Annotated in this window: 12 protein-coding genes; all 12 read left to right on the top strand. The window is 62.7% G+C overall.

The window, feature by feature from the left end; translation table 11 throughout:
• Positions 1 to 2 precede the first annotated feature (2 nt).
• The 12 genes from ACIPL2_RS21905 to ACIPL2_RS21850 all read left to right on the top strand — a co-directional run bounded on the left by ACIPL2_RS21905 (position 3) and on the right by ACIPL2_RS21850 (position 12,368).
• Positions 3 to 257 (top strand): acyl carrier protein, encoded by a 255-nt coding sequence (locus ACIPL2_RS21905; RefSeq protein WP_059408122.1) that lies wholly within the window; start codon positions 3 to 5, stop codon positions 255 to 257.
• Positions 254 to 799: a hypothetical protein gene (locus tag ACIPL2_RS21900; protein ID WP_401359569.1), complete on the top strand. Its 546-nt coding sequence runs from the start codon at positions 254 to 256 to the stop codon at positions 797 to 799. Before ACIPL2_RS21905 ends, ACIPL2_RS21900 begins: the two co-directional genes overlap by 4 nt.
• The gene (locus tag ACIPL2_RS21895) at positions 796 to 2,478 is read left to right on the top strand and encodes an AMP-binding protein (RefSeq protein ID WP_401359567.1); all 1,683 of its coding nucleotides are present in this window, start codon (positions 796 to 798) and stop codon (positions 2,476 to 2,478) included. The genes ACIPL2_RS21900 and ACIPL2_RS21895 overlap by 4 nt, the downstream gene beginning before the upstream one ends.
• A gap of 131 nt (positions 2,479 to 2,609) precedes the next feature.
• Positions 2,610 to 3,344 carry a glycosyltransferase family 2 protein gene (locus tag ACIPL2_RS21890; RefSeq protein ID WP_401359564.1) on the top strand — a complete coding sequence of 245 codons (735 nt, stop codon included), beginning with the start codon at positions 2,610 to 2,612 and terminating at the stop codon, positions 3,342 to 3,344.
• A complete protein-coding gene (locus ACIPL2_RS21885) occupies positions 3,341 to 4,288 on the top strand; it encodes a glycosyl transferase (RefSeq protein ID WP_401359562.1) in 948 nt (315 codons plus the stop codon). Before ACIPL2_RS21890 ends, ACIPL2_RS21885 begins: the two co-directional genes overlap by 4 nt.
• Positions 4,269 to 5,813, top strand: a complete 1,545-nt coding sequence (gene hutH / locus ACIPL2_RS21880; RefSeq protein ID WP_401359560.1) for a histidine ammonia-lyase — start codon at positions 4,269 to 4,271, stop codon at positions 5,811 to 5,813. Before ACIPL2_RS21885 ends, hutH begins: the two co-directional genes overlap by 20 nt.
• Positions 5,806 to 6,231 (top strand): acyl-CoA thioesterase, encoded by a 426-nt coding sequence (locus tag ACIPL2_RS21875; protein ID WP_401359558.1) that lies wholly within the window; start codon positions 5,806 to 5,808, stop codon positions 6,229 to 6,231. The genes hutH and ACIPL2_RS21875 overlap by 8 nt, the downstream gene beginning before the upstream one ends.
• On the top strand, positions 6,228 to 6,932 hold the full coding sequence (locus tag ACIPL2_RS21870) for an outer membrane lipoprotein carrier protein LolA (RefSeq protein WP_401359555.1): 705 nt from the start codon (positions 6,228 to 6,230) through the stop codon (positions 6,930 to 6,932). Before ACIPL2_RS21875 ends, ACIPL2_RS21870 begins: the two co-directional genes overlap by 4 nt.
• Complete coding sequence (locus ACIPL2_RS21865; protein ID WP_401359553.1) at positions 6,916 to 9,255, top strand: MMPL family transporter; 2,340 nt, start codon at positions 6,916 to 6,918, stop codon at positions 9,253 to 9,255. Before ACIPL2_RS21870 ends, ACIPL2_RS21865 begins: the two co-directional genes overlap by 17 nt.
• On the top strand, positions 9,255 to 10,412 hold the full coding sequence (locus tag ACIPL2_RS21860) for a sodium:proton antiporter (protein ID WP_401359551.1): 1,158 nt from the start codon (positions 9,255 to 9,257) through the stop codon (positions 10,410 to 10,412). The genes ACIPL2_RS21865 and ACIPL2_RS21860 overlap by 1 nt, the downstream gene beginning before the upstream one ends.
• Positions 10,399 to 11,646 carry an NAD(P)/FAD-dependent oxidoreductase gene (locus ACIPL2_RS21855; RefSeq protein ID WP_401359548.1) on the top strand — a complete coding sequence of 416 codons (1,248 nt, stop codon included), beginning with the start codon at positions 10,399 to 10,401 and terminating at the stop codon, positions 11,644 to 11,646. The genes ACIPL2_RS21860 and ACIPL2_RS21855 overlap by 14 nt, the downstream gene beginning before the upstream one ends.
• Entirely contained in the window at positions 11,643 to 12,368 is a 726-nt protein-coding gene (locus ACIPL2_RS21850; protein WP_401359546.1) for a class I SAM-dependent methyltransferase, read from the top strand. The genes ACIPL2_RS21855 and ACIPL2_RS21850 overlap by 4 nt, the downstream gene beginning before the upstream one ends.
• Positions 12,369 to 12,482: the final 114 nt, after the last annotated feature.

Below are 12,482 nucleotides of genomic sequence, written 5' to 3'. Positions count from 1 at the left end.
CCATGCAAACTCGTGACGACATTTTCAACACCCTGCGCGATGCTCTGGTCGAACTCTTCGAGCTGGACCCCGAGCGCGTAAGCCTCGAATCCAACCTGTATCAGGACCTGGAAATCGACAGCATCGACGCGGTCGACCTGATCGATCACATCAAACGCCAGACCGGCAAGAAAATCGCCGCCGAAGAATTCAAATCGGTGCGTACCGTCAGCGACGTGGTCGAGGCGGTCTACCGTCTGGTTGAACCGGCCGCATGAGTCGACTGATCGGCCTCGGCCTGCTGCTGGCGGGCCTGCTGTACCCCTTTGCGGTGTATTTCGGCATGGAGCATTTTGCCCCGTGGCAGTTCGGTCTGCTGCTGGGCAGCCTGTGGCTGGCCCGGGCGCTGCTCGGCGCGCGCAAGCCCGGCAGCCTGTGGATGGCGATCACTGCGATTGCTTTCTGCTTGTTGCTGGCGCTGTTCGACAGCCCGCTGTTGCTGCGCTGGTACCCGGTGCTGATCAGCGCCTTCATGCTCGGGCTGTTCGGCCTGAGCCTGAAATACGGGCCGCCGATGGTCGAACGCCTGGCGCGTTTGCGTGAACCGCAGCTGCCGGCCAAGGCGATTGTTTATACCCGCCAGGTGACGATCGCCTGGAGTGTGTTTTTCTTCTGCAACGGTTTGCTCGCCGCCGCCCTGACCCTCTGGGCTCCGCTGAGTTGGTGGATGTTGTACACCGGCCTGATTTCCTACGGATTGATGGGCCTGCTGTTCGCCATTGAATGGCTGATACGACAACGGGTACGAGGTCACCCATGAATTGGAAAAAACTTGAGCACCTGTTGCTCAAGGCTCAGCCGGAGCGCGCCGTGACGGCCGAACCGGCGCTGAATCACGCACAGCTGTGCGAACAGGCGTTGCGCCTGGCCGCCGGCCTGCAAGCCCAGGGTGTGCAGCGCATTGCCGTGCACCTTGAGGACGCCGCCGACCTGGCGATTGCCCTGCTCGGAGCCTGGAGCGCGGACGTCAGCGTACTGCTGCCTGCCGACCTGCAACCGCAGACTCGCCAGCGCTGGTCGACGGAAGTCGATCTGTGGCTGACCGATCAGGCCGATGACGCGCACCTGAGCGATTATCAACATCCGCCACTGACCGCTGCCGCACTGGACCTCGATCACTGTTCGCTGAGCCTGTGCACCTCCGGCTCCAGTGGCGAGCCCAAGCGCATCGAGAAAACCTTGCGCCAACTGGCCAATGAAGTCGAAGCGCTGGAGCAACTGTGGGGCGCCGATCTGGGCCCGGCCTGCATCATTGGCAGTGTCGCCACCCAACACATCTACGGCCTGCTGTTTCGCGTGTTGTGGCCGCTGTGCGCCGGGCGTTCGTTCGTGCGCAAGCAACTGGCCTTCCCGGAAGACTTGCAGCGCGCCAGCCGCGAACACCCGGCCTTCGCCTGGGTCGCCAGCCCGGCGCTGCTCAAGCGCATGGGCGACAACCTCGACTGGCCGGCGCTGAGCGCCGTACGGCGGGTGTTTTCCTCGGGCGGCGCTCTGCCGGCCGAAGCGGCACAAAGCCTGCAGCAACGCCTGCAACAATGGCCGACGGAAATCCTCGGCAGCTCGGAAACCGGCGGCATCGCCTGGCGCCAGGGCCACGAGCTCTGGCAGCCGTTTGCGGGCGTCGAGCTGAGCCAGGACCGCGACGGCGCACTGCTCATCGCATCACCGTACTTGCCCGCGGGCCACCTCGAACACACCGCCGATGCCGCACGCATCGCCGCCGACGGCCGCTTCGAATTGCTCGGACGGCTGGACCGAATCGTCAAACTGGAAGAAAAACGTATCTCGCTGCCGATGCTGGAAAAGGCCTTGATGGACCACGACTGGGTCGCCGAAGCGCGTCTTGGCGTGGTTCAGGAAAACCGTGCCTCGTTAGGCGCGCTGCTGGTGCTGAGTGAACAGGGTCTGCATGCTTTGCGCAATCAGGGTCGACGCACCCTCACTCAAGCGTTGCGTCAGCACCTGAGCCAGCATTGCGAAGCCCTGGCCCTGCCACGCCGCTGGCGTTTGCTGCGGCAATTGCCGCTGAACGCTCAGGGCAAACTGCCTCAGTCCGATGTCGAAGCCTTGTTGTTGGCGCCGCGCCCGAAGGCACCGGAAGTGCTGGAGCAGGTCGAAACCGATGGCGAGTGGAGCCTGCAATTGGCCGTGCCGCCGGACCTCGCGTACTTCAGCGGTCACTTCCCGCAAACACCGGTGCTGCCGGGTGTGGTGCAGGTGGAATGGGCGCTGAATCTGGGCCAGCAATTGATGAACTTGCCGGCCCATTTCGCCGGGATGGAAGTGCTGAAATTCCAGCAACTGGTGCGTCCGGGGGATGAAGTTCAGCTGCATTTGCGCTTCGATCCGGTGCGCAGCAAATTGTATTTCGCTTATCGCAATGAGACGGCTACCTGCTCCAGTGGGCGGATTTTGCTGAAGGATGCGGGCGATGCATAAGTTTGGTGAGTGCTGCGCACTCAATCGCGAGCAGGCTCGCTCCCACACTGGATGTGTGAACGACGCAGCGCCCCTGTGGGAGCGAGCCTGCTCGCGATGGGATCAATGTGGTCTCTCAGGTGTGAGCCAGCATGCATAACCCCTGCGCCGTGGTCCCGGTCTACAACCACGAAACCGCGATCACCACCGTGGTCGACGCGCTGATCGCCAGCCACTTGCCGTGCATCCTGGTCGACGATGCCAGCGATCAAGCCTGCGCAAAGGTGCTTGATCAACTGGCGCTGCGCGACCGCGTTCACCTGATCCGACTCGCCACCAACCAGGGCAAGGGCGGCGCCGTCATGACCGGCATGCGCGAAGCCGCACGGCTGGGTTTCACCCACGTTTTGCAGGTGGACGCCGACGGTCAGCACGACCTGGAAGACGTCCCGGTCTTCATCGAACAATCACGCGCCCATCCCGACGCGGTGATCTGCGGCTATCCGCAATACGACGCCAGTGTGCCGAAAGGTCGCTTGTACGCCCGTTACCTGACGCACGTGATGGTCTGGATCAACACGTTGTCGTTGCAGATTCGCGACTCCATGTGCGGCTTCCGCCTCTACCCATTGCCCGCCACCCTGGCGCTGATCGACTCGACAAAGATCGGCAAGCGCATGGACTTTGACTCGGACATTCTCGTGCGTCTGGCCTGGCGCAATCAGCCGATGCAGTGGCTGCCGACCAACGTCCATTACCCGCTGGACGGCGTCTCGCACTTCCGTATGTTCCACGACAATGTGCTGATTTCGAGCATGCACACCCGACTGTTCTTCGGCATGTTGCTGCGGGCCCCGGTGATTCTCTGGCGACGGTGGCGAGCATGAGCAGCAACGCCGATAAACAACACTGGGCCGACCGCGAGGAACGCGGCAGTTTCTGGCTGATGAAGCTCACCGCATTCGGCGCCAAAGTCTTGGGCCGACGGCTGTTGAGCCCGCTGCTGTATGGCATCGTTTTGTACTTTTTCCTGTTCGGTCGCAGTGCCCGCCGCAGCGCCTGGCAATACCAGCAACGGCTCGCCGATTGGAGCGGTCGCAACGAATTGCGCCCGAGCCATTGGCGAGTGTTCGGCCAGTTCATGGCGTTCGCCGACTCCATGCTCGACAAGCTCGACGTGTGGAACGGCAAGCTGAGCATCGAACAAATCGAAATCATCGACCCGGCGCTGCTGCGCAATCAACTGCGCGGCACTCGCGGGCAGATGCTGGTCGGCGCACACCTGGGCAACCTTGAAGTCTGCCGCGCACTGGCGGAGATCGGCGAGAAAGTCACGATGAACGTGCTGGTGCACACCAAGCACGCCGAACAGTTCAACCGCTTGCTCGGCGAAGCCGGGGCAACCAATTTGCGCCTGATCCAGGTCAGCGAACTGGACCCGCTGATCATGCTGCAACTGCATGAACGCCTGGAGCGCGGCGAGTGGCTGGCGATTGCCGGCGACCGCGTGCCACTGCATGGCGGACGCAGCGTGACCGTGGATTTCCTCGGCCACCCCGCCGCGTTCCCGCAAGGGCCTTGGCTGCTGGCCGGTTTGCTGAAATGCCCAATCAATTTGATGATGTGCCTGAAGAAACCCACGGGCGACTATCGACTGACCCTCGAACCGTTCGCCGAGGCTGTCGTATGGAAACGCAGCGACCGCGAGCAGGTCATTCATCAGTGGGCGACCCGCTACGCCGAACGCTTGGGCCACTATTGCCTTGAAGCGCCTCAACAATGGTTCAACTTTTACCCTTTCTGGAAGACCGATGACGACGCCAACGCTTGAGCCGGTAACCTTCGGCGAACTCCCTTTGCGCATCGAAGACGTGCTGGCCCTGGCCAACCGTCAGGTGCCGACGCAGTTGCAAGGCGACCCCGAGTTCCGCCGGCGCATCGCCAAGGGCCCACAGTTCCTTGACTCCCTGCTGGACAAGGAAGGCGTGATCTATGGCGTGACCACCGGTTACGGCGACTCGTGCGTGGTCGCGGTGCCGTTGCATCACGTCGAGGCCCTGCCCCGTCATCTGTACACGTTTCATGGCTGCGGCCTGGGCAAACTGCTCGACGCCCAAGCCACGCGGGCGGTGCTGGCGGCGCGTTTGCAGTCGCTGTGCCAGGGCGTGTCCGGGGTTCGCGTGGAACTGCTCGAACGCCTGCAAGCGTTCCTTGAACACGACATCCTGCCGCTGATCCCGGAAGAAGGATCGGTGGGCGCCAGCGGTGACCTGACGCCGTTGTCCTATGTCGCCGCGACCCTGTCCGGCGAGCGCGAAGTGATGTTTGGTGGCGAACGCCGCCAAGCCGCCGACGTGCACCGCGAACTCGGTTGGGCGCCGCTGGTCCTGCGTCCGAAAGAAGCCCTGGCATTGATGAACGGCACCGCCGTGATGACCGGCATCGCTTGCCTGGCCTACGCCCGCGCCGATTACCTGCTGCAACTGGCCACGCGCATCACTGCGCTGAACGTGGTCGCGTTGCAAGGCAACCCGGAGCACTTCGACGAGCGCCTGTTCGCCACCAAACCCCATCCAGGGCAGATGCAAGTCGCCGCGTGGCTGCGCAAGGACCTGGCGATCGACGCGCCGACCGCGCCATTGCATCGTCTGCAGGATCGCTATTCCCTGCGTTGTGCGCCCCACGTCCTCGGCGTCCTGGCCGACAGCCTCAACTGGCTGCGCTCGTTTATCGAGATCGAACTCAACAGCGCCAACGACAACCCGATCATCGACGCCGAAGCCGAACGCGTGCTGCACGGCGGGCACTTCTACGGCGGCCACATCGCGTTCGCCATGGACAGCTTGAAAACCCTGGTGGCCAACGTTGCCGACTTGCTCGACCGGCAACTCGCGTTGCTGGTGGATGAGCGCTACAACCATGGCCTGCCGAGCAATTTGTCCGGCGCCACGGCTGATCGCGCGATGCTCAACCACGGCTTCAAAGCCGTGCAGATCGGCACCAGCGCCTGGACCGCCGAAGCGCTGAAAAACACCATGCCGGCCAGCGTTTTCTCGCGTTCCACCGAGTGCCACAACCAGGACAAGGTCAGCATGGGCACCATCGCCGCCCGCGATGCGATCCGTGTGCTGGAGCTGACCGAACAGGTCGCCGCCGCCACGCTGCTGGCCGCTAACCAGGGCGTGTGGCTGCGCAGCCAGGTTGAGGACGCGCGGCCGTTGCCGCCATCGCTGGCTGCTATGCACGAAGAGCTGGCCAAGGACTTCCCACCGGTGATCGAAGACCGTGCGCTGGAAGGCGAATTGCGCCTGTGCCTGCAACGCATCGCCGAGCAACACTGGAGGCTGCATGCGTAGCAAGGGAGTGCTTCACACCGATACGGAAATCCTCGTGCCGTTCTTTGACGTCGACACCATGAACGTGGTTTGGCACGGCCATTACGTCAAATACCTGGAAGTTGCACGTTGCGCGCTGCTGGACAAGATCGGCCACAACTACAGCGCCATGGTCGAGTCGGGTTATGCCTGGCCGGTGATCGACCTGCAATTGCGTTACGTGCGCGGCGCGGTGTTCGGCCAGAAGCTGAACGTGCGCGCCAATCTGGTGGAGTGGGAGAACCGTCTGAAGATCAACTACCTGATCAGCGACCTGGAAACCGGCGAACGCCTGACCCGCGCCGTTTCCGTGCAGGTCGCCGTCGACATGAGCAACCGCGAAATGCAATTGGCCTCGCCCAAGGTCTTCACCGACGCCGTCGAGAGGGCCCTGCCATGACTTTCTGCCACCGCCGATCCTCTGTAGGAGCGAGCCTGCTCGCGATGGTCGTTAACGATGAAACTGGGCTCCTGACACTGCGCAGCGCCCTCAAGTTTTTTGCGAGCAAGCTCGCTCCTACAGTGTTCTGCGTGTTGCTGGGCATTCCAGGGCTGGCCAACGCGTTCGAACTGCAACAGCTCAGCGATCAACTGGCCAAGCCTGATGTGATCCACGGCAACTTCATCCAGGAAAAACACCTGCGTGCCTTGCCGCAGCCGCTGACCAGCAAGGGCACTTTCGTCCTGGCGAAAAACCACGGCTTGCTCTGGCTGTTGAAAACCCCGCTGCAACAGGATTACCGCATCAGCGCCAAGGGCATTGCCCGGCGTGATGCCAACGGCTGGCAAATGCTCCCGAGCAAGAGCGCCGGCGCCGAGCAGAACAGGTTGTTCCTCGCGGTGCTGCAAGGTGACAGCAGCGGATTGCAACGGGATTTCGAGCTGTCCCTGAGCGGCGATGCACAGAACTGGAAGCTGACCCTGATCCCGCGCTCGATGCTGCTCAAGCAGGTGTTCATTCAGATCAACATCACCGGCGGTGAACTGGTGCACAGCATCGAACTGCTGGAAACCCAGGGCGACAGCACACTCTTGCGCATGCAAGACACTACCAGCGCCCAACCCTTGAGCGACGCGGAGCAACATGACTTTGCCGAGTGAACGCAGGCTCCCGCAGCTCTTCCTGATCCTGCTGCTGGCGGTGCTCGCGCTCGCCGGTTGGCAATGGCGTGACGGCGCGCCGCTGTCGGCCAACCTGATGGAACTGGTACCGGGCACCGCGCCGGACGCGCTGGAACTGCGCGCCGAACAACGCATGCAAGAACCGCTGAACCGCGAAATGCTGGTACTGGTCGGCCACAAGGATCGCCCACAAGCCATCGCCATGGCGCAGAAACTGGGCGAGCAGTGGCAGGCCAGCGGCCTGTTCGAAAAGGTCCAGTGGAACCTGCAGGCCGACCTCCCGGCACTGCGCACGCAATTGCTCCAAGGCCGACTGGCGATGCTCTCGGCAGCGGACCGGCAACAGCTGATCGAGCATCCCGACGCGTTTATCCAGCAACGGGTGCAAGCGCTGTTCGACCCGTTCACCGGTTTCAGTCTGGTGCCGAGCCAGGACGATTGGCTAGGCCTGACCGGGCGAATCCAGAACAGCCAGCCACAACACGGCTCGGTGCAACTGGACATCGGCAGCGGTGCGCTGGTCGCCGATGCCGACGGCAAGAGTTGGGTGCTGTTGCGGGCGCGGACCACCGGCAATGCCTTCGACATGAACCTGCCGCTGCAAGTGGCCGACCTGCTCAAACACAGCCGCGAAGAGGCCGCCCAGGGCGACGTACAACTACTGGCCGCCAGCGGCTTGCTCTACGCAGCCGCCGGTCAACAGCAGGCCACCCGGGAAATGACCTGGGTCGGTGGCGGCGCCACGTTGGGGATTTTGTTATTGCTGCTGTTCGCCTTCCGCCGTTGGCGGGTGTTGCTGGCGTTTGTGCCGGTGCTGGTGGGCATGCTCTTCGGCGCGGTGGCTTGCGTGGCGCTGTTCGGCCATATGCACGTGATGACCCTGGTGCTCGGCTCCAGCCTGATCGGCGTCGCCGTCGATTACCCGCTGCATTACCTGTCCAAGAGCTGGAGCCTGAAACCCTGGCACAGTTGGCCGGCCTTGCGCCTGACCTTGCCGGGCCTGACGCTGAGCCTGATCACCAGTTGCATCGGCTACCTGGCCCTGGCATGGACGCCGTTCCCGGCACTGACGCAGATTGCCGTGTTCTCCGCCGCTGGGCTGCTCGGCGCCTACCTGTCCGCCGTGTGCCTGTTGCCGGCGCTGCTCAAGGGCGTGGACCTGCGCCCCGCGCAATGGCCGTTGCGAGTGTCCGAGTATTTGCTGGGGCTGCGTGAGTCGCTACTGAAATACGCCCGCACACCGGTGTTGCTGGCGCTGCTGATAGCCTTTTGTGTCGGAGGCCTGTTGCAGCTCGAGAGCAAAAACGACATTCGCCAATGGGTCGGTGCACCGCAGCAATTGACCGACGAAGCCCAGACCATTGCGCGCATCACCGGCTACCAACCCACCAGCCAATTCTTCCTGGTGCGCGCGGCCAATCAGCAGGAGTTGCTCGAACGCCAGTCCGCGCTGAGCGAGCGGCTTGATCAGTTGGTCAATCTGGAAAAACTCCAGGGTTACCTGTCACTCAATCAACTGGTCAGCCAGCCGAGCGAGCAGCGCCAAGTGCGCGAGGCGCTGACCAGGCTGCCGCAGTTCTGGCAGCCGCTGCTCGACGTCGGCGTGCCGGTCGAGGCGCTGAATACCGAGTTAGCTAAATTGCAGGCACTGCCTATCGAAGACATCGACGCCGCACTGGCCGGGCCGTTGGCCGAACCCTATCGCGCGCTGTGGCTGGGCCCGACCGATGACGGCGTGGCGGCGATGGTCAGCCTGCAAGGCTTGAACAATCCCTCCTTGCTGCGGGTCCAGGCGCTGGATTTACCGGGTGTGGAATTGGTCGATCGCCTGGGCGAGTTGAACTCGGTTTTTGCCGCGACCCAGATCAGTGCCGCCGAATTGAAACTCGCGTCCTGTGTGTTGATCGTGCTGGTGCTGATCTTGCCGTTCGGCTTCGGCGGCGCGCTGCGAATCGTCTCCCTGCCGTTGCTGGCGGCGCTGTGCAGCCTGGCTAGTCTCGGCTGGCTGGGGCAGCCGCTGACGTTGTTCAGCCTGTTCGGCCTGCTGCTGGTGACGGCCATCAGCGTCGATTACGCGATCCTCATGCGCGAGCAGGTCGGCGGCGCCGCCGTGAGCCTGTTGGGCACCTTGCTGGCGGCGGTGACCACCTGGCTGTCGTTCGGTTTGCTGGCGGTGTCGAGCACGCCGGCGGTGAGCAACTTCGGTCTGTCGGTGAGCCTGGGCCTGGCGTTCAGCTTCCTGCTGGCGCCGTGGGCCGGACGACAAGTCCATGCGCTCCCGGTCGCGGAGTCGGCAGCGTGATGGTCGTGCTGTTTTGGGCAATGGCCCTGGCGCTGTTCGCGGTGGCGACCCGTGTCGGTCGTCATTTCGGCGTGATCCCGATCGTCAGCCAGTTACTGCTGGCGACCTTTGGCCTGCCGCTGTTGATGTACTTCTGGATCGAGCCAGGCTGGCACCTCAGCGGTGCCGAACTGATCTCGCCGGTGTGGCTGAAAAACCTTTACAGCCTAAGCTTCGCCTTGCTGCTGGGGCATATTCTGAGTGACGTGATCGACCTGCGACTCGATCGTCAGAGCCTGAAAATCGCCCTGCCGAGTTTCTGCGTTCCGTTTGCCTGCGGGTTGGCGACGGCGGTGTGGTTGCTGCCTGCGCAAGCGTGGATAAGCTCGCTGGCCGTCGGCCTGGTGTTCGCAATCACCGCGATTCCGGTGTTGTATTTGTATTTGCGCCACATCAACTACCCGCCCACCGCGACCCGGCGACTGGTGCAGACCGCCATCCTCATCGACCTCACGTGCTGGACACTGTTCGGCTTTGCCCAAGGCAGCCTGCACGCCAGCAGTCTCCTGCTGCCATTGGCCGGCGCCTGCCTGCCGTTGTTGCTGCGCGCGTGCGGTTTGCGCCAACCGTTGTTGCACAGCTGTTGCTTCTTCGCGCTGCTGGTGGTGGCGGAACACTTCAAGCTCAATGCGCTGATTTTCGGCATCGGTTATCTGTTGTGCATGGCTGCGCTCAAGGTGCCGCTGGTGCTGCCGTTGCCGGTGATCTGGATGAGCCACCTACAGACCTACATCGCCATTCCGCTGATCATCACGTTCGGCATCGTGCAGATCGACGTCCACAGCGCCATGGCCAGCCTCGGCTGGGTGCAATTGAGCGCACTGCTGCTCTTGCCGATTGCCAGCAAACTGCTGGGCAACTGGATCGGCCTCGGCTGGGCCGGCGCCTCGTTTGAAGGTGCCAGTCGTTGGCGCGAAAGTATCCTGCTGAACATTCGTGGCTTGAGCGAGATCGTCTTTCTCAACCTGCTGCTGCAACAACAGCTTATCAGCCCGGCGCTGTACTTTGCGCTGATGGTGATGGGCCTGATCGCGACACTGCTGCCGGCACTCGCCGGCATGCACCGAACCCCCATGAACATCGCCGTCCCGGCAAGGAGCTCACGTGCCAACAGTTGAAATGGAACGTCGCCAGGTAGTGGTGATTGGCGCGGGGCCTTCGGGCGCCATCGCCGCCGCGCTGCTCAAGCGCAAGGGTCACGACGTGCTGATGATCGAACGCCAGCATTTCCCACGGTTTTCCATCGGTGAAAGCCTGCTGTCGCACTGCCTGGATTTCGTCGAGGAAGCGGGCATGCTCGACGCCGTCAACGCTGCCGGATTCCAGATGAAAAATGGTGCCGCGTTCGCCTGGGGCGAGCAGTACAGCGCCTTTGATTTCGGCGACACCTTCACCCACGGCAAGCCGACCACGTTCCAGGTCCAGCGCGCCGATTTCGACAAGCTGCTGGCTGACCAGGCCGAGCTGCAAGGCGTCGAGATCCGCTACGGCGAAGCCATCGTCAGCGTCGATTTCACCCTGCCGAAACCTCAGCTGGAGGTGCTTCGCGAAGACGGCAGCCAGTACCGCGTCGAAGCCGATTTCGTGCTGGATGCCAGCGGCTACGGGCGTGTATTGCCGCGCTTGCTCGACCTCGAAGCGCCGTCGAATTTCCCGGTGCGCCAAGCCGTGTTCACCCACGTCGAAGACCACATCGACAGCCCGACCTTCGAGCGCGAAAAAATCCTCATCACCACCCACCCGATCCACCGCGATATCTGGTTCTGGACCATCCCGTTCAGCAACGGTCGTTGCTCGGTGGGCGTGGTCGCGGCCGCCGAACATTTCGAAGGCCGCATGGAGAATCTGGACGAGTGCCTGCGCGGGTTTATTGCCGAAACACCCAGCCTGGCCGGCGTCCTCGAAAATGCCGTGTGGGACACACCGGCGCGAACCATCGGCGGCTACTCGGCCAACGTCAAAAGCCTCCACGGCCCGGGTTTTGCGCTGCTGGGCAACGCCGCGGAATTCCTTGATCCGGTGTTTTCCTCCGGCGTGACTATCGCCATGCGCTCGGCCAGCATGGCCGCCGGGGTGCTGCACCGTCAGCTGCAAGGCGAAAGCGTCGACTGGCAAACCGAGTTTGCCGGACCGCTCAAACGCGGCGTCGACACCTTCCGTTGCTACGTCGAAGGCTGGTACGCCGGGACCTTCCAGGATGTGATCTACCATCCGGACAGCTCGCCGGACATCCGCCGCATGATCTGCTCGATCCTCGCCGGTTATGCCTGGGATGAGCGCAACCCGTTCGTCGCCGAACCCAAGCGCCGACTGCGGATGCTCTCGGAATTGTGTGCCAGGGATGCCACATGAGTTACCTGAGCGACAACTACGTTGAAGAAACCCGATTCGGTTTCTGGTTCCTGCGTAGCCACACCTGGCAGCACCACGTATTGCGGGTGGCTATCAACGATTTGCGCAGCCTGTTCAGCGAAACGCCGCCGAACAATCCGGTGCTGCTGGACGCCGGTTGTGGTCAAGGCAAGTCGTTCCAGTACTTGCGCCAGACTTTTACGCCCGAGCGCCTGATCGGTCTGGACGCCGACCCGCACAGCCTCGACCTGAGCGCTGAAGAAGCCGTCCGCCAAGGCTTGGAGGTGGAACTGATCGGCAGCGACTGCGCGAGCATCAACGTGCCGGGCGCCAGCGTCGATCTGCTGTTCTGTCACCAGACCTTTCATCATCTGGTGGAGCAGGAACGGGCCCTGGCCGAGTTCTATCGCGTGCTCAAGCCGGGCGGCTATTTGCTGTTCGCCGAATCCACCGAGGCTTACATTGATACCTGGGTGATTCGCTGGTTGTTCCGCCATCCGATGCACGTGCAAAAGAGCGCCGCCGGCTACCTGGAGATGATTCGTCGCCAGGGTTTTGAATTCGGCCCGAAAAATGTGTCTTATCCATACTTGTGGTGGAGTCGCGCCAAGGATTTCGGCCTGTTGGAACGCTGTGGTCTGCGTCGGCCAAAACCCTTTGGGCAACGGGAAGAAACGTTGGTCAATGTGGTCGCGCGCAAGCCCCTGGAAGGTGTTGAGTGAGTCACTCGGATTGCTTTACCTGTGGGAGCGGACTTGCTCGCGAAAGCGGTGTGTCAGTCAACAAATCTGTTGGATGGGCCTCCTTCGCGAGCAAGCTCGCTCCTGCAGGGTATG

It is taken from the genome of Pseudomonas sp. NPDC086251 (genome assembly GCF_044746405.1).
In the GTDB taxonomy this organism is placed as follows: Bacteria; Pseudomonadota; Gammaproteobacteria; order Pseudomonadales; family Pseudomonadaceae; genus Aquipseudomonas.
The sequence above is the reverse complement of the archived record's forward strand: the minus strand, read 5'-3'. Positions and strand labels throughout refer to the sequence as shown.